Genomic DNA, 19,280 nt, shown 5'->3' with positions numbered 1-19,280 from the left:
TTCAAATACTGTATTTTTTGACGTATTTCGTGTACAATTAATTACAATGATATGGGCGGAAAACCGCATGCGGTTTTCTACCTATCAAATATAAAAAACGCAATTTAGGAGGAACAAATAAAAATGGCAAAAGAAAAATATGACCGTTCTAAACCACATGTTAACATTGGTACTATCGGACACGTTGACCATGGTAAAACTACATTAACAGCTGCAATTACAACTGTTTTAGCTAAAAGAGGTTTCACATCAGAAGCTTCAAGTTACGACACAATTGACAGAGCTCCAGAAGAAAAAGAACGTGGTATTACAATTAATACCTCTCACGTTGAATATGAAACAGAAAAACGCCACTATGCTCACATTGACGCTCCAGGACACGCGGACTATGTTAAAAACATGATCACGGGTGCTGCACAAATGGACGGCGCTATCTTGGTAGTTTCTGCAGCTGATGGCCCTATGCCACAAACTCGTGAACACATCTTGTTGTCACGTAACGTTGGTGTGCCTTACATCGTAGTATTCTTGAACAAAATGGATATGGTTGACGATGAAGAATTGCTTGAATTAGTTGAAATGGAAGTTCGTGATCTATTAACTGAATACGACTTCCCAGGTGACGATACACCCGTTATTTCTGGTTCAGCTTTGAAAGCTTTAGAAGGCGACGAAGCTTACGAACAAAAAATTATGGACCTAATGGACGCAGTTGACGATTATATCCCAACTCCAGAACGTGACCATGACAAAGCATTCATGATGCCAATTGAAGACGTATTTTCAATCACTGGCCGTGGTACTGTTGCTACTGGTCGTGTTGAACGCGGAACGATTAAAGTCGGCGATGAAGTGGATATCATTGGTATCCATGAAAATGTTAAGAAGACAACAGTTACTGGCGTAGAAATGTTCCGTAAATTGTTGGATTATGCTGAAGCTGGTGACAACATCGGTACTTTATTACGTGGTGTTTCTCGTGATGATATCGAACGTGGCCAAGTATTAGCTAAACCAGGTTCAATTACACCACATACTAAGTTCTCAGCTGAAGTTTATGTTTTGACTAAAGAAGAAGGTGGACGTCATACTCCATTCTTCACAAACTATCGTCCACAATTCTACTTCCGTACAACTGATATCACTGGTGTCATTGAATTGCCAGAAGGCACTGAAATGGTTATGCCAGGCGATAACGTAACAATGGATGTTGAATTAATTCACCCAGTCGCTATCGAAGAAGGAACTCGTTTCTCTATTCGTGAAGGCGGACGTACTGTTGGTTCAGGCGTTGTTGCTAAAATCGAAAAATAATGGCTCTTTGTCAACTGGTGTTGGTAAAGAAAACTCGATAAATAAAGGAAGCAGTTAGGCGCTATGGTCTAGCTGCTTTTTTTAGTTTGTATAGGTAAGGGTCCGGGTTGGAAATACTTTCCTCGGTATAAAAAGATCCGTTGCCGAAAGTTCTCAAAGCTATGGAAACCATAAGCGACTCGTTTTAGGACTTTAATATGATTATTTAAACCTTCTAAAGGACCATTAGAGTAAGGCACCGTTAAAGCCAGCCGGATCTCTTGTCGATACTTGCGAAAGGTCTTGACTACGGGCTGAAACGGGTCAGGAAGCTGAGACAAATCGGTTTTTAATAATTGATCCAAACGTTCGATATCTTGCTTATGAAATGCAGAAAGGAACGATTGATAGATTTTATAGCCTTGTCTAAGCGTGGAATGATAACTTAATAAGCGGTCGACAATCTCTTGCTCGGTTAAATGATCCCGAAAACTAGGCCGCCAATATCGTTTTTTGTAATCCAGTGCCCAAGCTTTTTTCTGTAGAAGTTTCCAATATTTTTTGAGGTGCTTATATTCTTTTTGCCGACGGTTAAAGGTGTTCATCACTTGTTTCCGTTGTTGTTGGAAAGCTCGCCCAATATGTTGGCTCATATGGAAACGATCAATGACTAACTGCGCATTAGGAAAAAGGGCTTTAACTAAGGAAGCATACGGACTGTAAAAATCCGAAACGACATAGTGCACCTTGGCTCTTTCCTCTCTAGGATAACGAGCGAAAAAGGCTTCTAAATGAGGCAGTTGTCGATTAGCGACAATCTCTAAGAGTTGCCGCGTTTTCCCATTCATCATAATAAAACTCATGGCACCAGAAACTCGTTTGACCGATTGAAATTCATCAAAACAAAGTACTTCCGGTAAGGAAGTATTGGGGGTTAGCTGTTTAGGTTGAAAACTATGCAGCACACGTAAAACTGTCGTCGGCGAAACATGCTTCAACCGGGCGACCATTGACATCGACAAGGGTTGAGCTAATTTTTCTGCAATGGCGAGTTTGACGCGTCGAGCGATCGAACAATGACGGTCCGCGACACTGGTTTCGGCGATAGAAGTTTTCCCGCAAGTTTTACAACGAAAACGTTGTTTCTTCATTTTAAGTAAGGTTTTGTATTCACTCACATCGTTAAGCTGAATCGTCACTTCCTTGAATCCCCATTTCATTAAACAAGCCGTATCTTCTTCGCCACAGTGAAAACAGGCTTGTGGACGATAAGAAAGCTGACCATAAAAGACAAAACAAATGACGCCGTTAATGGCTTCTTTTTGGAAACAATCTTCTTCAAAAGTCAGATTTAAGTCTAGGATATCTAGGATTTCTTTAGTATAATGAGAGATGGACATCTTGAAACACTCCTTTGGATATTTGTTTGGTACCTTTATTCTACGGGTTTTCAAGGTGTCTGTTTTCTATTTTGCTCAGAAAATATAAAAAAACTAGTATGGGCTACAAGAAAATCATTCTTGTCTACCAACACTAGAAATTATAGAGCCAAAATAATTCGGTTCGGATTAGAACGATAATGAAAACTTTCCAAAACGCTAAGTCGTTTTGGAAAGTTTTTTTATGTTATGAATCTTTTAAGGCTAGTAGGAAGAGTGTTGGATACTTTTTCTGCTAGCTTTTTTTATGAAGTTGAAATTCGTTATTCGCGCAGACAAAGTAACTGAAGGAAAGATTCATAAACCGCCCCTCATTCTTTACTTCTTTATGTTCAATTTTAAATTATTTCCGGAGCGTTAAGGAAATAGTCTCTATTCAAACGTGAAAGCGGTTTATCTATAATGGATTTAGAAGTTAAAGGTAACTTTAAGTAATAATAATGAAACGAAAAATGGTTGCTATTGTTATCATTTAAAAAACTATATTATTTTTTAGGGGGTCTATAATGAGTAAACTACCAAAAGGGTTTCTTTGGGGTGGCGCCGTTGCTGCCCATCAACTAGAAGGGGCTTGGCAAACTGATGGTAAGGGAACTAGTGTGGCTGATGTAATGACAGCAGCGCAAGCAGGTGTATCAAGAGAGATCACTGAGGGAGTGATTGCGGGTAAAAATTATCCTAATCATGAAGCTATTGATTTTTATCATCACTATAAGGAAGATATTGCTCTATTTGCGGAAATGGGTTTTAAATGTTTTCGGACATCGATTGCTTGGACCAGAATTTTTCCGCGTGGAGACGAAGATTCACCTAATGAAGACGGATTGCAATTTTACGATGACTTATTTGATGAGTGTTTGAAGTATGGTATTGAGCCGGTAGTCACTTTATCTCATTTTGAAATGCCTTATCATTTAGTTGAAGAATATGGCGGTTGGCGAAACCGACAAATGATCGAATTCTTTACACGTTTTGCGGATATTTGCTTTCGTCGCTATAAAGATAAAGTTAAATATTGGATGACGTTCAATGAAATTAACAATCAAGCCAACTATCATGATGACTTTGCTCCGTTTACTAATTCTGGACTGAAGTTTGCAGCAGGAGAAGATCGGGAACAAATTATGTATCAAGCAGCACATTATGAACTGGTTGCAAGCGCCAAAGCAGTTCAACTAGGTCATGCAATTTCACCAGAACTCCAAATTGGCTGTATGATTGCGATGTGTCCGATTTATCCTGCGTCTTGCCAACCAGCAGATGTTTTAATGGCTCAAAAAGCGATGGAAAAACGTTATTTCTTTGCTGATGTCCATGTTATGGCTCTTATCCGGGTTACATGAAACGTTACTTTGATCGCAAAAATTTTGCATTAGATGTTACAAAAGAGGATTTGCAAGAATTACAGCAAGGAACAGTCGATTATATAGGCCTTAGTTATTATATGTCTTTAGCAATTGAATATAAAAACGACAATCCGCAGTTTGATTATCGCGAAGAAAGTGACATTGTTCGTAATGAATATGTTGAAGCTTCTGATTGGGGTTGGCAAATTGATCCAGAAGGTTTGCGCTACTCGTTAAATTGGTTACAAGATCATTATCACTTACCACTTTTCATTGTGGAAAACGGATTTGGGGCAGAAGATGAGTTTGAAGAAGATGGCTCAATTATTGATGACTACCGTATTGACTATTTAGCAAAACATATTGAGCAAATGATCCGGGCAGTCGATGAAGATGGTATTGAGCTTATGGGGTATACCCCTTGGGGATGTATTGATTTAGTTTCTGCTGGTACCGGAGAAATGAAAAAAAGATATGGATTTATTTACGTAGATAAAGACAATGAAGGCAACGGTACGCTTGAACGGAAAAAGAAAAAGTCTTTTGATTGGTATAAACAAGTCATTGCTACAAATGGTGAAGATTTATCCTACAAATAAAAAATAAAAAGGGTGAAAAATAATGAAAAAAGCGTTAATTATCTGTGCAGGAGGGATGTCCTCCTCAGTTATTGCTAAAAGAACGACTGAATTGTTTACTGAACAAGGCAAAGAGATTGAGTTAGATGCGACTTCAGCTACACAAGGTGCGACAACAATTGAAAAAGATAAATATGATCTTTATTTGGTCAGTCCTCAAACAAAAATGTATTTCGATAATTTGAAAAAGGCTGCAGATAAAGTCAATAAACCCATTGTCAATATTCCGCCACAAGCTTATGTTCCTATTCCAATGGGGATCAAAAAACTAGCAGGCGTCGTTGAAGAAAATATTTAAAGAGTGGGAACAAACATGTTGAACGCCAAAGAACGATCAATTATTAAAATTCTATATGAAAATCAACATACCTATACAACTAGCCAAGAATTAGCTTCTAGGCTTTATACTTCTGATCGGACAGCGCGCAAATATCTACACCAAGCAGCAGATCGGATCGAAAAATATGGCGCTATGATTGAAGCAAAACAAGGGCAAGGTTACCGTTTATGGATTACAGAGGATGATAAGTTCTATATTTTTTACCAAAAAGAGGTCAAAGAAGCTTCTTTTAATCCTGATATTTCAACGATTCATGAATTAGAAGACCGACAATATTTTATTTTGAACCGTTTGTTTTTTGAACGTAGCCAAGTGTTTGTTGATGACTTAGCGGAGGAATTATTTGTTTCTCGTTCGACGATTTCCAATGATATTGTAGAAATCAAAAAAAAGATTGCTCCGTATGAACTCGAATTAAATAGTAAGCCCAAATCAGGGATCTTTGTTGCTGGTAACGAACAAAATAAACGACATTTTATTATGAATTATTTTTTCATGGATCGTCTGTATGATAACTTATATACGTTTTCAATGTATACGGACTTATTAGCAGAAATTCAAATTGAAGAAATCGTCATTATTGTGTTAGACGAATGTCGTGAATCAAAACTAAAGCTTTCCGACTTTATTATTTATAATATTGTGCTTCATATCGGCTTAGCGATTAAGCGGCTGCAATCAGGCTTTAATATTGAATTGACAAATGCCTTCGATGTAGCTGAAGACTCCGTTGAGTATCAGACTGCTAAACGAATTATTGAACGAATTGAAAAGAATATGCAGGTTAAATTTCCTGTAGAAGAGGCCTCTTATATTTCATTACATTTACGTAATAAAAGCGCTGCGCGCCGTGTCTTAAAAGCAGCGGATTACAGTGAGGCAGAAATTCGGGCGGAATTGATTGCCACTTTAAAGGAAATAGATGCAGAAACGGGATTTTCTTTTCAACAAGATTCGGTTTTAATCAACGGATTATTGATGCACTTTACGCCGCTGTTAACTCGGTTGCAAAATCATACCAGTATTGAAAACCCATTGTTGGCAGAAATTAAGCAAAATTACCCAGATATTTTTGCTTTAACAATTAAGTATTTTAACAACATGGCTATTTTCCAACAATATGAAGTAACTGAAAGTGAATGGGCTTATTTGACCATTCACTTGAGTGCGGCGATGGAACGTTATTTTAACGAGCAAAAAGCACATATTATTGTTATTTGTGCGACTGGTTTAGGCAGTTCACAATTATTAAAAATGCGAATTGAACATGAGCTAGGCTCAAAAGTAGTGATTGACCATGTGATTGGCTATTATGAAATTTCTGAATATATGTTAAAAAATGCAGATTTGATCGTATCTTCAATTACGCTGCCGCAAAGTGTGCCGCTCATTCCGATAGTTCATGTCAGCGTCTTTTTAGGTGAGGATGATATTCAAGCAATTAATCATGAGTTGGCTAAAATAAAAGGTCAAGAAATTTTACTTAGCAAAAAAGGGCCTGTCCTTACTCCCCCTAGAAGTCAAACGAACCAACGATTGATCGAGCAATGTTTTAAACCTGAATTATTTCTTTATTTTGATCAGCCGATGCAAAAAGAAACTGTTATCGAGCAATTAATTACTGAGATTGATGCGATTGAACCTAAAAGTATGAAAGAAAAAATGCGGCAACAATTACAATTGCGTGAACGATACAATTCTGTAGCCTTTTCAAAATATTTAGCTGTACCACATCCCATCGAAGCCGTAACTGAGTCCGCGCATGTAGCTGTAGCAGTTGCGCCTAAGGGGATTTTTTGGGATCAAGATCATACTGAAATTCAGCTGGTTTTTCTTTCTTCCCCGGATCGTTACTTTAAATTTCCTATGGAAGAGGTCAACAAATTGTTTATCCCGATCATTGAAAATGATCAAATTCGGCAAGCGTTAAGCGCTTGTTCAACCTATCAAGAATTTATTGAAGTATTTTGTCATCAAATCTAAAAAAGAGAGAGGAACTTTCAAGTGGAGTCGGAAAAATTACAGGAAATTGCTTTTGAAATTATTTTGTCCAGCGGAAATGCTCGCACGCTTATTCATGAATCATTTCCGCTAATGCGTGCGGGAAAATTTACAGAGGGGAGAGAAAAATTAGAGGAATCAAATGAGTCATTAAAAGAGGCACATAAAGCCCAAACTGGTTTATTACAAGATTATGCCAATGGTGAAGCAGTAGTGATGGATGTCATCATGGTTCATGCCCAAGATCATTTAATGACAACCATGACGCTGCGGGAAGTTGCTTTAGAGATGTTGGAATTATATAAAAGACAAGGATAAAAAAGCAAGAAGGAGGTTATTATGTCCTACGATAAAACAAAACAAGAGCAGTTGAGAAAAGAAACAGCAGAAACAAACTTTCACTATCAGCGTTTTTTATTGCTACGGTATCTACTGGCGATTTTCTTTTTTGCTAATTTATATTGGGCACTGGCATCGTTTTTAAGTGGGGGTTATCTTGCTCTTATGATTTCGGTTCTTTTACTAGTAGTTTGTGGATTTGCTGTAAGTGAACACGTAAAGTTGTACGGAGATAAAAGTGATCAAGTTGAATTGAAATTGTACTTTAATCGGTACTATCACTTATTTCAAACAATGGTAAACGCTTGTCTTTTTCTTATCGCAGTTACTGATTTGGGTTTTAATCAGATGTTTCCATTTTTAATCGATAGTTTCCAAACTAGGTTATTTATTATAGGAATTGTTTTACTAGGCAGCGGTTTGTCATGGATTTGTCTACGTCGTATTCGTAGGATTTCACAAAAAAAGGACAAACAGTATCAATATATCAAAGATTATAAAAGATCAATTAGCTGAAAGTGAGTGATAAATTTGGAACAAAATAATAGCAAAATATTCAATTTTTTAGAAAAAAGGTTAATGGGACCATTAGGCAAGCTAGCGCAATTTAAAATTGTACGAGCGATCATGGCTGCTGGAATGGCGTCAATCCCCTTTACTATTGTTGGTTCAATGTTTTTAGTATTAAATGTATTGCCAGAAGCATTTCCTTTTTTAGAAGGCTTTTTTGAAAGCACCTTTTTCAAAATCAGCGATCTATATATGCTGGCCAATAGTACAACGATGGGAGCTTTAGCGTTATATTTTTGTATAGTCTTAGGGTATGAATACACCTCTATTTTAGCCAATGAAGAAGATTTGGATTTGTCTCCTATTAATGGCGCTCTTTTGTCTGTTTTTGCTTTCTTTATGACGCTTCCGCAGTTAGTGATTGAAAATGGCGTGGTAGCTCGGGTGACAGATTCCGAAGCTAATATCGTCAACGGTTGGCAAATCGGCGAAGACGGTGTGGAACGTTTAGGGACAGTGGGGATTTTTACCGGAATCATTATGGCAATTGTGGCTGTTCAGTTGTACCGGTTATGTGTAGCCAAACATTGGACGATTAAAATGCCTGAAGAAGTACCAACTGGTGTAGCTAATGCTTTTACTGCTTTAATTCCCACGTTTGTTGTGGCTTTTACTGTAATTATTATTAACGGTTTGTTGGTCTTGTTTGATACAGATATTTTCCAAGTGATCCAAATTCCATTTGGTTTTGTTACGAATTTGACTAACAGTTGGCTGGGATTAATGGTAATCTATTTCTTAGTCCATGCGTTGTGGTTAGTAGGGATTCACGGAGCTACCATTATCTTTTCTTTTATCACTCCGATTACATTGAGTAATTTAGCAGCTAACGTAGCAGGAGAAAATATCCCGTTAGCAGGAGAATTTAATAATGCTTATGTAGTTATCGGCGGTTCTGGTGCAACTTTAGGTTTATGTTTCTACTTTGTTTATATGGCGAAATCAGAACAATTAAAAGCTATTGGAAAAGCTGCGATTATTCCTTCGCTATTTAATATTAATGAACCATTAATTTTCGGGGTTCCTTTGATGTACAACCCGTTTCTAGCACTACCATTTTTCTTGGCACCAATGGCTTCGGCCTCTATCGCTTATTTTGCGGTAAAATTTGAATTGATTCGACCGATCATTGCTCAAATGCCATGGCCATCGCCTGTTGGAATTGGCGCTTTTGTTGGCAGCGGTGGAGACTGGAGAGCAGCTGTTGTTGCGATTATCTGTGTTGTTGTAGCCTTTATTATTTATTATCCATTTGTGAAAGCTTACGATGCACGTCTTGTACGACAAGAACAAGAAGCAGTGGAAGCTGAATAAACTTTAGTAAATGAAATGATAGTTAAAAAAGCGCCGCAAGGATTATTGTAAAAGTTAATCCTTGCGGCGCTTTTTGGAGGAACATTCATTAAAAGAGAGGGTAATAAAAATAGTAGCTTGTCCTAGGTAAGTAAGCATGCTTAACACCATTTAAAGTTTTTATTTTAACTATTTTTTTTCAGCTTCTTTGTAATCAACGCCAGTTTTTGACTAAAAATCATTCGATTCTCTTTATCTAAGCGGGTGTAGTTTACCCTCATAGATGAGGTGTCATTACTAAATAAAAAGGAGGGGGCAACTAACAATCCTTCTTGTAAGAAAGCTTGCCAGTCATTGCGAGTTAGTTTTCGTTGTTGCCAAGTCAACCAGTAGTAAAGTCCACCATCAACTGGAGAAAACTGCCAATCTTTTTTAAAAGGCTGTAAAGTATCAGAAAAAGCCTGACTTCTATCTTGTAGTTTTTCAGTTAATTGCTGCTGTTGTTTTTTATAAGTTTGTTGCGATAAAGCTGCAGTAGCTAAAAGTTGCGGTAGTAAATCCGTCTCATTTTCCATAATTTTTTTGGCGTTGACCAAGCTTTTAATTAACGGTTTTGGTGCAACAAGCCAACCCACTTTTATAGAAGAACTAAAAATTTTGGATAGTGAACCTAAATAAATCACTTGATCGGGTGCAAGAGACTTTAAAGATGCGATAGATTGACCAAAACCTAATTCACTAAAAACGTCATCTTCAATAATAGGCAAATGGTGTTTTTGACAAATATGAATGATCTCTTTGCGGCGTTGCAGTGTCATTGTACGTCCAGTTGGGTTTTGATAATTTGGATTAAGATATAATAATTTTATTTTCTTTTTTTGGATTGACTCTTCCAAAGCTTGGCAATCAATTCCTGCTTGATCTTGTTTGATTCCTTTTAAGTGAATTCCTCTTGCAGCAAATAAAGGCAACGAAAATAAAAAAGAAGGATCTTCTGTAGCGATGGTGTCTCCTGGGTTTAATAAAACCTGAATAAGCCAAAAAATTCCTTGGGTTGACCCCGCCGTAATTAAAATATCCTGTTCTTTTTGTGGGATACCTTGAAAAAAATGTTGAAAAATCAGTTCTTTTAATGGCTTATAACCTGTCGGAGTTATTTGTTTTTCTTCGTGCATGATTTGGTCCCAAGTCATAGTGGGAAATTTAAAATCAGGAATCAAGTCGCTGCTTAAATCTCCGGTGTAAAGATCCAGCCCGTCTTTAGCCACTTTTTGATTTTTTAACTGGGTAAGGTAGGGATCTTCTTTTAATAAAGGGCTAGAAAATAATGAACGCCATTGATAAATGGCTGGTTGTCGATTGCCCCATTGTCCTTGTGCCACAAGAGTGCCACTGCCTTGTCGGCGTTCAACCCAGCCCAGACTGGTCAATTCTTCGAAAGTATGCACCACTGTTGAACGATTGACTTGCAGAATTTCCGCAAGTTTTCGTTCAGCGGGTAAGCGTTCGCCCGGAGCTAACTCGCCTTGTTGGATACTGGCAATGATTTGGTGTAGCAATTGCTGATAGAGCGGTTCTTTTTTTGTTTTATCAATAGTCCAGATAACAATCACCTTCTTAATTGGATGAGTTAAAAATAGTCCAATTGGCTGTTTTCGTCAAGTGAGAAGATGCGTATACTCAAGATTAAACGAAATTAATGTAAGCATAGTGGTAAAGAGTCAAGATAAAAATTGAAATCATTTCTGTTTTTAAACTTGAAAATGGGCTCGCTGAACTAGGCCTGCGCAAATCAAGCGTTTTCACAGGTCGTTTCCTAAGAAATGCGCAAAATAACAATAATGTTATTTTTCTATCACGCTCCTAGGTGGCGTATAGAGTTGGTGGTTACGTAGTAGCGTATCCACCAAACGCACAAATTTTCTTGCAGTTAAAACGATGGCTCTTTTGTGCTGATGTTTCGGCGTTTCTTGATATTTCTTACGATAAAAGGCTTGGTATTCGGGCAAATGTCGTCTTACAGAATTGGCAGCTTCAATTAAGTAGTAACGGAAATAGCGATTGCCTTTTTTCGTTAATGGTGTGTCCTCGGCTTCATGACGGCCTGACTGATGTCTGGGCCAAGTGAGACCAGCATATTTGGCTAAACTAGCTTGATCGGGAAAACGTTGGATTTGACCGATTTCAGCTAATAAGCCAGCGGCATAAACGGGACCTACACCGGGAATACTGGTTAAACATTGGTATTCGGGCACCGTTTGAACGAGATCTTCGATCCCTTGGTCACAGTCTTTAATGGCTTTTTCCAAGGAACGAATTTCACGCACAAGGATGCCTAAGATCATGTCGACCGATTCGCTCACGACTTGATCAAGCCGGTAAGAACTACGGATGGCCCGTTGGATCGTTTTTGCCAACCCTTCGGGATCTTTAAAGCGACCGCGCCCTTTCGTTTGAAGCCATTCGGCAAAATCTTTCAAAGGCAGGTTCGCTAAGTCGTCTAAGGATAAATCTTGGGTAAAAAGTTCCATGATTGCGGCACTAAAAACGGTCGTAGACCCTTCAGCTTCACGCAATTCCTTTTTTAAGGTATTGCATTTATACGAAAGGTTTTCGATAAAATGTTGTTTGACTTCAACTAATTGCCGTACGAATTGATAACGCGTGCGAGTCAATCGTTGAAGCGCCATATATTTTTCTTCTTTGATAGGTGAATTCGTATAGCGTTGAATCCGTAAGTAGTCGGCAATCATGAACGCGTCGATCGGATCCGTTTTATCCTCATCAAACATTTTGATATATTGTTTGATTCGATGTGGATTTTCAATCGTTGTAATGGCATGAATCGCTTGAAGCTGTTCATCCTGGTGGAAATTTACCGCTGGATGATAACTATACATGGAGGTAGATTCCATACCAATGACGATTTGGTCAAACGAATACGTTTCGTAAAAGGCGAGTACCTGTTCTTTTAGTTCCCAGGCGCCTTGGGTGTCGTTGCCATAGGTGTGATTTAACAGCACCACCATTTCGTCGGTTAGATAACATGTATCTAGTTTTTCCGAGCTAACGTCTATACCTACAAATAATTTCACGGGGAAGGACCTCCTTTCAAAAAAATTAGGAAAATGCTTCGATACTGTGGGCTTCCCAAGATACACGTTGTGTAATCACAACCTCGTTTATGAGAATATAGTGACAAGAGGCAGGAGCTGCTTTCAAACCTTCTACTCAAGGTATGCCTGCCCGAATGTCGAAACAGATAGTGTGTTGGTAATGATAACAACGGTCTGGGTTGCATGCTTAAATGCGTAGACGAACTACAGGAGGTGATAGCACAATCCCATGTGGATCCTTTCCACTGACAATTATATCTCAGGAACCACACAATATCGAAACAAGTTCCAAAGTGCCCTCCGCTCGTTCAAGAATCACGAGCTGCGCGGAGCTTCGCTCCTTGCCTCGGCGAGCAAAGCTCGCTTTGACAAAGGGAGAAAAGGTAGTGTTGCCTAAAGATTTTATTATTTAACGTTATTTATTTTATTTTCAAAGAACCAGAACATTTGCATCAGAAAAGATGCTTATAAATATATTTTACGAGGAAGTGAAGATATGGAAAAAGTATTGACGATTGCTGGATCGGATTCCACAGGTGGTGCAGGGATCCAAGCAGATTTAAAAACATTTGAGGAATATGGTGTGTTTGGCTTTTCAAGTTTAACTTCAATTGTGACTATGGATCCAGATAATGGTTGGAGTCATGACGTGACTTCAATCTCTGAAGAATTACTAGAAAAGCAATTAATTTCGGTATTTGCCGGTGGTCCGGTTGACGTGGTAAAAACGGGAATGATGGGCAATGAAAAAAATATAGCAGTAGCAAGTAAATTTATTGATCGTTATCAAATAAAAAACGTTGTCATTGATCCGGTGATTGCTTGTAAAGGAACTGCGCAAATTTTACAGCCTAAAAGCGTTGAAGGAATAAAAAAATATTTACTTCCTCAAGCATTGATTACAACGCCTAATTTAGAAGAAGCGGGTATTTTGTCGGGTTTAGGTGATTTAGAAAATTTGGATGATATGAAAAAAGCCGCAGCGATTATTTATCAAATGGGTGCTAAAAACGTCATTGTTAAAGGTGGGCATCGTCTAGCTAGTGATAAAGCGATAGATCTTTTTTATGATGGAAAAGATTATCAAGCGCTTGAAGGAAAACTATTTTCCACTGACTTTAACCACGGAGCTGGTTGCACATTTGCAGCAGCAATTGCCGCCGGGATTGCCAAAGGATATTCGGTGCTTGAAGCTTGTAAAACAGCCAAAGCATTTGTAGCTGTGGGTATCGAAAATGGCGTGTCAATCAATCCGTACGTGGGGCACATCTGGCATGGTGCTTATAATCAAGCAGAAAAAAGGATGGTACCGGAAAATGAAAATAACGACTAGAAATGTCGTAATGGTGGCTCTTTTTACAGCGCTAACTGTCATTGGTACTATGATTAAAATTCCTTTGCCAACAGGAGCTTTTGTTCATTTAGGCAATGCCGTATTACTTTTATCGGTATTACTTTTAGGTTATGTCAAAGGATCACTTGCGGGTGGATTAGGCTTTGCTATTTTTGATGTATTGAACGGTTATGCAGCAGAAGCTCCTTACTTTATAATAGAGAGTTTCATTGTAGGTGCTGCCGCTTACGGATTATTTTTAGTTTATCAAAAAAATCCGACGCGTATCTGGCAAATCGTCCTTATTGCAACAGGTACAGGTATAGTTAAATTAGTGATGACACAACTTAAAAACACGGTCCGACAACTCTACTTAGGTATGAATGTTCCGACAGCTTTTACAACTGCGGCTCTTTCTCTACCGGCAACCATAGTTAATGTTATCTTGACGGCAGTGTTGGTATCTTTTTTATACTTCCCTTTAAAAAGAGCGATCACTTCAATATTATAGAAGAAATACGGAGAGCAGAAATTGCTTTTCGTATTTTTTTTGAAAATAAATGTGAAAACTTTTTCTGAAAGATGAAATTTATGGTAAAAAAAGCTTGCTATTCAAGCCTTGGCATAATATAATGTAAAAGGTGCTTTTTTCTTAGGGGATAAACTACCCTATATTGAAAAAAGGGCTCATTGGCTAGGAAGCGAGAGGTTGCGACACGCCCGGGCGCTTTGCCACGACCGAGAGTGACGGAAAATTTTCGTGGAGCTATGTCTACTTTTAAAATAGGCGAAGGAGGGAAAAATAATGGCAAAACAAAAAATTCGTATTCGTTTAAAAGCGTATGAACATCGTGTTTTAGATCAATCAGCGGATAAAATCGTAGAAACTGCACAAAGGACAGGAGCGGCTATTTCAGGTCCGATTCCATTGCCAACACAACGCAGTGTATATACCGTTATCCGGTCACCACATAAATACAAAGATTCACGCGAACAATTTGAAATGCGCACACATAAACGTCTAATCGACATTGTAAACCCAACACCTAAAACAGTTGATGCTTTGATGAAGCTAGACTTACCATCAGGTGTAAATATTGAAATTAAACTATAATTAATCATTGGAGGTGTAATCATGACTAAAGGAATCTTAGGGAAAAAAGTGGGAATGACTCAAATCTTCACTGAATCTGGCGAACTAATTCCGGTAACGGCTATTGAAGCTGAACCTAACGTTGTTTTACAACTTAAAACAGTTGAAAATGATGGCTATGAAGCTGTTCAAGTCGGTTATCAAGATAAACGTGAAATTTTGAGTAACAAACCTGCCAAAGGTCATGTTGCAAAAGCAAACACGGCTCCTAAGCGCTTCATTCGCGAATTCAAGAATGTGGAGCTTGAGGGCTTAGAAGTAGGATCAGAAATCAAAGTTGACACATTTGAAGCTGGGGACGTCGTTGACGTAACAGGGACAAGTAAAGGTAAAGGATTCCAGGGCGTTATCAAACGTTACGGACAATCTCGTGGCCCAATGGGACATGGTTCTCGTTTCCACCGTAAACCAGGTGGCATGGGTTCAATGGAACCTAAACGCGTATTAAAAGGCAAACGTCTTCCAGGACGCATGGGTGGTAACCGAGTAACTGTTCAAAACTTGGAAGTTGTACGGGTTGATACTGACCGCAACGTCATTTTGATCAAAGGAAACATTCCTGGAGCGAAAAAATCATTGATTACCATTAAATCTGCTGTGAAAGCAAAATAATTAGATAGGAAGAAAGGAGGAACTAAGGAATGCCAAATGTAGCATTATTCAAACAAGATGGAAGCCAAAATGGTGAAGTCACATTAAATGAAGGTATTTTCGGGATCGAACCGAATGAATCAGTTGTTTTTGATGCAATTACGATGCAACGTGCTTCGTTAAGACAAGGAACGCATGCAGTGAAAAACCGTAGCGCAGTTTCAGGCGGCGGTAAGAAACCATGGCGTCAAAAAGGTACTGGTCGTGCACGTCAAGGAACTATCCGTGCACCACAATGGCGCGGTGGTGGTACAGTATTTGGACCAACTCCACGTTCTTATGGCTACAAACTTCCTAAAAAAGTTCGTCGCTTGGCAATTAAATCTGTACTATCAGAAAAAGTTGCTGAAAATAATTTTGTTGTGGTAGATGCATTGAATTTTGATGCACCAAAAACAAAAGAATTCAAAAATGTATTAGATAACTTGTCAATCAATGCAAAAGTATTGGTTGTTGTAGAATCAGAAAACGAATTTGCATCATTGTCTGCTCGTAACTTATCAAATGTAACGGTTGTTACTTCTGATAATGTAACGGTACTAGATGTTGCAACGAGTGATAAAGTATTGACCACTCAAACTGCTCTTACTCAAATTGAGGAGGTGCTTGTATAATGAATTTACTAGATGTAATTAAACGTCCTATTATCACAGAAAAAACAATGCTTGATATGGATGAAAAGAAATATACATTTGAAGTTGATACAACGGCCAACAAAACATTAGTGAAACAAGCTGTTGAATCAGCTTTTGATGTAAAAGTTGCTAATGTAAATATCCTCAACGTACACCCTAAGCCAAAACGTATGGGTCAATACCAAGGATATACGAAAAAACGCCGTAAAGCGGTCGTCGCTTTAACAGATGACTCAAAAGAAATTGAAATTTTTTCAGCTGAATAAGCTGAATTGACTGATTTAAAAATAAAGTAGGAGGGAAATGACGTGGCAATTAAAAAGTATAAACCAATTACAAATGGCCGTCGTAATATGACAACTTCTGACTTTGCTGAAATTACATCAACAAAACCAGAAAAAACATTAATGGCGCCATTAAAAAATAATGCTGGCCGTAATAATAACGGACGCATTACTGTACGTCATCAAGGTGGCGGACATAAACGCCAATATCGTTTAGTCGATTTTAAACGTAATAAAGATAATGTTGTTGCGACTGTTAAAACGATTGAATATGATCCAAACCGCTCCGCAAATATTGCGTTAATCCATTATGAAGATGGAGTGAAATCATATATTCTAGCACCTAAAGGCTTGAAAGTTGGAACAACGGTTGTTTCAGGTAGCGGCGCTGACGTTAAAGTCGGTAACAGCTTGCCTTTGGAAGATATTCCAGTAGGTACTACTGTTCACAACGTTGAATTAAAACCAGGAAAAGGCGGACAATTGATTCGTTCTGCTGGTACTAACGGACAAGTTCTTGGTAAAGAAGGTAAATACGTATTAGTTCGTTTGAACTCAGGCGAGGTTCGTATGATTTTAGCAACTTGCCGAGCAACAATTGGTTCAGTTGGTAATGAACAGCACGAATTGATCACTGTCGGAAAAGCTGGCCGTTCTCGCTGGATGCGTAAGCGCCCAACTGTTCGTGGTAGTGTTATGAACCCTAACGACCACCCACACGGTGGTGGGGAAGGAAGAGCACCTGTAGGTCGGGTAGCACCACTTTCTCCATGGGGACAAAAAGCTGTTGGATTGAAAACACGTAAGAAGAAAAATCCTTCTGACAAGCATATTGTTCGTCGTCGTAAAAAGAAATAATTCATTGACCGTGCGTAATGCATTTTAAAAAGGAGGTTCACCATGAGTCGTAGTGTTAAAAAAGGACCTTTTTGTGATGACCATTTGATGAAAAAAGTCGAAGCACAACAAGGTGTTGAAAAGAAAAAAGTAATTAAAACTTGGTCTCGTCGTTCAACGATCTTCCCAAGTTTTATCGGATATACCATCGCCGTGTATGATGGCCGTAAACATGTACCTGTTTATATTCAAGAAGACATGGTAGGGCACAAATTAGGTGAGTTTGCACCAACAAGAAGCTTTCGCGGACATGCTAAAAATGATCGAAGAACGTCAGCTCGCTAATCTGAGGGGAGGAAAGAGAAATGGCAGAACAAATAACATCAGCAAAAGCTACTGCTAAAACAGTTCGTGTTTCTCCTCGCAAATCACGTTTAGCTATTGATTTGATTAGAGGGAAAAGCGTCAGTGAAGCAATTGCTGTCTTAAAATTTACGCCAAATAAATCAGCTGGAGTCATTGAAAAAGTATTGATGTCAGCTGTAAGTAATGCAGAAAACAACTATGACTTAGAAGTTGAAAACTTAGTTGTCGCTGAAGCATTTATAAACGAAGGACCAACTATGAAACGTTTCCGTCCTCGTGCAAAAGGTTCAGCATCTCCAATCAACAAACGTACAAGTCATATCACGGTTGTTGTATCAGAAAAATAAGGAGGGATAATCAGTGGGTCAAAAAATAAATCCAATTGGAATGCGTATCGGCGTTATCCGTGATTGGGAAGCAAAATGGTATGCTGAAAAAGAATACGCAGATTTGTTACACGAAGATTTACGAATCCGCAAATTTATTGCTGAAAAACTTGCTGAAGCGGCTGTATCGACTGTTGAAATCGAACGAGCTGCAAAACGTGTGAATATTTCAATCCACACTGCAAGACCAGGTATGGTTATCGGTAAAGGCGGATCTGAAGTCGAAAACTTAAGAAAACAATTAAATAAATTGACGGGTAAACGAGTGCATATTAACATCGTTGAAGTTAAGAAATCTGATTTAGATGCAAAATTAGTCGGCGAAGGTATTGCACGCCAACTTGAAAATCGGGTTGCTTTCCGTCGGGCACAAAAACAAGCACTACAACGCACGATGAGAGCAGGAGCAAAAGGAATCAAAACACAAGTTTCTGGCCGTTTAAATGGTGCAGATATTGCTCGTGTTGAAGGATATTCAGAAGGAACTGTTCCTTTGCATACACTTCGTGCAGATATCGACTATGCTTGGGAAGAAGCAGATACAACATACGGAAAACTAGGAGTTAAAGTGTGGATCTATCGCGGAGAAATTCTTCCAACTAAAAACAACACTGAGAAGGGAGGGAAATAAACATGTTAGTACCTAAACGTGTAAAACACCGTCGTGAGTTTCGCGGAAAAATGCGCGGAGAAGCCAAAGGCGGTAAAGAAGTAACTTTTGGTGAATACGGTTTGCAAGCTCTTGAAACTTCTTGGATTACCAACAGACAAATTGAAGCTTCTCGTATTGCGATGACGCGTTTCATGAAGCGCGGTGGGAAAGTATGGATTAAAATTTTCCCTCACAAATCTTATACGGCAAAAGCCATCGGCGTACGTATGGGATCAGGTAAAGGTGCACCAGAAGGCTGGGTATCTCCAGTAAAACGTGGTAAAATCCTTTTTGAAGTCGCTGGAGTTCCTGAAGAGGTTGCTAAAGAAGCGCTACGCCTTGCTTCTCACAAATTGCCAATTAGAACTAAAATCGTAAAACGTGAAGAAATGGGTGGTGAATCGAATGAAGGTTAAAGAAATCAGAGAGTTAACCACTACCGAAATGCTGGATCAGGAAAAACAATTTAAACAAGAATTGTTTAATCTTCGTTTCCAATTAGCTACCGGACAACTAGAAAACACAGCGCGTATTAAAGAAGTACGCAAATCGATTGCACGCATCAAAACAGTGTTGCGTGAACAAGTAAAGTAATAGTGGAAGGAGGC

At 38.6% G+C, this 19,280-nt stretch carries 21 protein-coding genes and 1 pseudogene; 19 read left to right on the top strand and 3 right to left on the bottom strand.

Going from position 1 to position 19,280, the window contains the following annotated elements; all coding sequences use genetic code 11:
- The first annotated feature begins 123 nt into the window (after positions 1–123).
- Positions 124–1,314, top strand: coding sequence for an elongation factor Tu (gene tuf / locus C7K43_RS07965; protein ID WP_124006386.1), 1,191 nt, complete (start codon positions 124–126; stop codon positions 1,312–1,314).
- 68 nt (positions 1,315–1,382) lie between these two features.
- On the opposite strand, the gene C7K43_RS07960 is transcribed toward tuf, so the two are convergent.
- Positions 1,383–2,693: an ISL3 family transposase gene (locus C7K43_RS07960; RefSeq protein ID WP_124005169.1), complete on the bottom strand. Its 1,311-nt coding sequence runs from the start codon at positions 2,691–2,693 to the stop codon at positions 1,383–1,385.
- Between the two features lie 545 nt (positions 2,694–3,238).
- Between C7K43_RS07960 and C7K43_RS07955 the strand changes: the two are divergent.
- The 6 genes and pseudogenes from C7K43_RS07955 to celB all read left to right on the top strand — a co-directional run bounded on the left by C7K43_RS07955 (position 3,239) and on the right by celB (position 9,280).
- Positions 3,239–4,677 (top strand): annotated as a pseudogene (locus C7K43_RS07955) (6-phospho-beta-glucosidase).
- A 22-nt stretch (positions 4,678–4,699) separates the two neighbouring features.
- A complete protein-coding gene (locus C7K43_RS07950; protein ID WP_124006385.1) occupies positions 4,700–5,014 on the top strand; it encodes a PTS cellobiose transporter subunit IIB in 315 nt (104 codons plus the stop codon).
- Positions 5,015–5,029: 15 nt separating this feature from the next.
- The gene (locus tag C7K43_RS07945) at positions 5,030–7,039 is read left to right on the top strand and encodes a BglG family transcription antiterminator (protein ID WP_124006384.1); all 2,010 of its coding nucleotides are present in this window, start codon (positions 5,030–5,032) and stop codon (positions 7,037–7,039) included.
- A gap of 21 nt (positions 7,040–7,060) precedes the next feature.
- The gene (locus tag C7K43_RS07940; RefSeq protein WP_124006383.1) at positions 7,061–7,375 is read left to right on the top strand and encodes a PTS cellobiose transporter subunit IIA; all 315 of its coding nucleotides are present in this window, start codon (positions 7,061–7,063) and stop codon (positions 7,373–7,375) included.
- A gap of 21 nt (positions 7,376–7,396) precedes the next feature.
- A complete protein-coding gene (locus C7K43_RS07935; RefSeq protein WP_124006382.1) occupies positions 7,397–7,912 on the top strand; it encodes a hypothetical protein in 516 nt (171 codons plus the stop codon).
- 15 nt (positions 7,913–7,927) lie between these two features.
- On the top strand, positions 7,928–9,280 hold the full coding sequence (celB, locus tag C7K43_RS07930; RefSeq protein ID WP_124006381.1) for a PTS cellobiose transporter subunit IIC: 1,353 nt from the start codon (positions 7,928–7,930) through the stop codon (positions 9,278–9,280).
- 164 nt (positions 9,281–9,444) lie between these two features.
- On the opposite strand, the gene C7K43_RS07925 is transcribed toward celB, so the two are convergent.
- Entirely contained in the window at positions 9,445–10,872 is a 1,428-nt protein-coding gene (locus tag C7K43_RS07925) for an aminotransferase-like domain-containing protein (protein ID WP_371859847.1), read from the bottom strand.
- A 231-nt stretch (positions 10,873–11,103) separates the two neighbouring features.
- Positions 11,104–12,354 (bottom strand): IS110 family RNA-guided transposase, encoded by a 1,251-nt coding sequence (locus tag C7K43_RS07920; protein WP_124006380.1) that lies wholly within the window; start codon positions 12,352–12,354, stop codon positions 11,104–11,106.
- Positions 12,355–12,871: 517 nt separating this feature from the next.
- Between C7K43_RS07920 and thiD the strand changes: the two genes are divergently transcribed.
- The 12 genes from thiD (at position 12,872) to rpmC (ending at position 19,266) form a co-directional block, all read left to right on the top strand.
- Positions 12,872–13,708: a bifunctional hydroxymethylpyrimidine kinase/phosphomethylpyrimidine kinase gene (gene thiD / locus C7K43_RS07915; protein WP_124006379.1), complete on the top strand. Its 837-nt coding sequence runs from the start codon at positions 12,872–12,874 to the stop codon at positions 13,706–13,708.
- Positions 13,692–14,219, top strand: coding sequence for an ECF transporter S component (locus C7K43_RS07910; RefSeq protein WP_124006378.1), 528 nt, complete (start codon positions 13,692–13,694; stop codon positions 14,217–14,219). The genes thiD and C7K43_RS07910 overlap by 17 nt, the downstream gene beginning before the upstream one ends.
- A 294-nt stretch (positions 14,220–14,513) precedes the next feature.
- Positions 14,514–14,822 (top strand): 30S ribosomal protein S10, encoded by a 309-nt coding sequence (gene rpsJ / locus C7K43_RS07905; RefSeq protein WP_124006377.1) that lies wholly within the window; start codon positions 14,514–14,516, stop codon positions 14,820–14,822.
- Between the two features lie 21 nt (positions 14,823–14,843).
- On the top strand, positions 14,844–15,473 hold the full coding sequence (gene rplC / locus C7K43_RS07900) for a 50S ribosomal protein L3 (RefSeq protein WP_124006376.1): 630 nt from the start codon (positions 14,844–14,846) through the stop codon (positions 15,471–15,473).
- 29 nt (positions 15,474–15,502) lie between these two features.
- Positions 15,503–16,126 carry a 50S ribosomal protein L4 gene (gene rplD, locus C7K43_RS07895; RefSeq protein WP_124006375.1) on the top strand — a complete coding sequence of 208 codons (624 nt, stop codon included), beginning with the start codon at positions 15,503–15,505 and terminating at the stop codon, positions 16,124–16,126.
- Entirely contained in the window at positions 16,126–16,413 is a 288-nt protein-coding gene (gene rplW / locus C7K43_RS07890) for a 50S ribosomal protein L23 (protein WP_124006374.1), read from the top strand. Before rplD ends, rplW begins: the two co-directional genes overlap by 1 nt.
- A gap of 42 nt (positions 16,414–16,455) precedes the next feature.
- Positions 16,456–17,289 (top strand): 50S ribosomal protein L2, encoded by an 834-nt coding sequence (gene rplB, locus C7K43_RS07885; RefSeq protein WP_124006373.1) that lies wholly within the window; start codon positions 16,456–16,458, stop codon positions 17,287–17,289.
- Positions 17,290–17,331: 42 nt separating this feature from the next.
- Positions 17,332–17,613 (top strand): 30S ribosomal protein S19, encoded by a 282-nt coding sequence (rpsS, locus tag C7K43_RS07880; protein WP_124006372.1) that lies wholly within the window; start codon positions 17,332–17,334, stop codon positions 17,611–17,613.
- A 20-nt stretch (positions 17,614–17,633) separates the two neighbouring features.
- Positions 17,634–17,981: a 50S ribosomal protein L22 gene (rplV, locus tag C7K43_RS07875; protein ID WP_124006371.1), complete on the top strand. Its 348-nt coding sequence runs from the start codon at positions 17,634–17,636 to the stop codon at positions 17,979–17,981.
- Between the two features lie 13 nt (positions 17,982–17,994).
- Positions 17,995–18,651 carry a 30S ribosomal protein S3 gene (rpsC, locus tag C7K43_RS07870; RefSeq protein ID WP_124006370.1) on the top strand — a complete coding sequence of 219 codons (657 nt, stop codon included), beginning with the start codon at positions 17,995–17,997 and terminating at the stop codon, positions 18,649–18,651.
- 2 nt (positions 18,652–18,653) lie between these two features.
- The gene (gene rplP / locus C7K43_RS07865) at positions 18,654–19,088 is read left to right on the top strand and encodes a 50S ribosomal protein L16 (RefSeq protein WP_124006369.1); all 435 of its coding nucleotides are present in this window, start codon (positions 18,654–18,656) and stop codon (positions 19,086–19,088) included.
- Positions 19,078–19,266, top strand: coding sequence for a 50S ribosomal protein L29 (gene rpmC, locus C7K43_RS07860; protein ID WP_124006368.1), 189 nt, complete (start codon positions 19,078–19,080; stop codon positions 19,264–19,266). The genes rplP and rpmC overlap by 11 nt, the downstream gene beginning before the upstream one ends.
- Positions 19,267–19,280: the final 14 nt, after the last annotated feature.

It is taken from the genome of Tetragenococcus koreensis (assembly GCF_003795145.1).
GTDB classification, from domain to species: Bacteria; Bacillota; Bacilli; order Lactobacillales; family Enterococcaceae; genus Tetragenococcus; species Tetragenococcus koreensis.
Note: the sequence above shows the minus strand (reverse complement) of the source record. Positions and strands in the feature narration are given on the sequence as shown.

What these genes read in the sequence shown, in the direction of transcription:
- tuf (WP_124006386.1), top strand. Translation starts at nt 124, where the DNA reads ATGGCAAAAGAAAAATATGACCGTTCTAAACCACATGTTAACATTGGT.
- C7K43_RS07960 (WP_124005169.1), bottom strand. Translation starts at nt 2,693, where the DNA reads ATGTCCATCTCTCATTATACTAAAGAAATCCTAGATATCCTAGACTTA.
- C7K43_RS07950 (WP_124006385.1), top strand. Translation starts at nt 4,700, where the DNA reads ATGAAAAAAGCGTTAATTATCTGTGCAGGAGGGATGTCCTCCTCAGTT.
- C7K43_RS07945 (WP_124006384.1), top strand. Translation starts at nt 5,030, where the DNA reads ATGTTGAACGCCAAAGAACGATCAATTATTAAAATTCTATATGAAAAT.
- C7K43_RS07935 (WP_124006382.1), top strand. Translation starts at nt 7,397, where the DNA reads ATGTCCTACGATAAAACAAAACAAGAGCAGTTGAGAAAAGAAACAGCA.
- thiD (WP_124006379.1), top strand. Translation starts at nt 12,872, where the DNA reads ATGGAAAAAGTATTGACGATTGCTGGATCGGATTCCACAGGTGGTGCA.
- C7K43_RS07910 (WP_124006378.1), top strand. Translation starts at nt 13,692, where the DNA reads ATGAAAATAACGACTAGAAATGTCGTAATGGTGGCTCTTTTTACAGCG.
- rpsJ (WP_124006377.1), top strand. Translation starts at nt 14,514, where the DNA reads ATGGCAAAACAAAAAATTCGTATTCGTTTAAAAGCGTATGAACATCGT.
- rplC (WP_124006376.1), top strand. Translation starts at nt 14,844, where the DNA reads ATGACTAAAGGAATCTTAGGGAAAAAAGTGGGAATGACTCAAATCTTC.
- rplD (WP_124006375.1), top strand. Translation starts at nt 15,503, where the DNA reads ATGCCAAATGTAGCATTATTCAAACAAGATGGAAGCCAAAATGGTGAA.
- rplW (WP_124006374.1), top strand. Translation starts at nt 16,126, where the DNA reads ATGAATTTACTAGATGTAATTAAACGTCCTATTATCACAGAAAAAACA.
- rpsS (WP_124006372.1), top strand. Translation starts at nt 17,332, where the DNA reads ATGAGTCGTAGTGTTAAAAAAGGACCTTTTTGTGATGACCATTTGATG.
- rplV (WP_124006371.1), top strand. Translation starts at nt 17,634, where the DNA reads ATGGCAGAACAAATAACATCAGCAAAAGCTACTGCTAAAACAGTTCGT.
- rplP (WP_124006369.1), top strand. Translation starts at nt 18,654, where the DNA reads ATGTTAGTACCTAAACGTGTAAAACACCGTCGTGAGTTTCGCGGAAAA.
- rpmC (WP_124006368.1), top strand. Translation starts at nt 19,078, where the DNA reads ATGAAGGTTAAAGAAATCAGAGAGTTAACCACTACCGAAATGCTGGAT.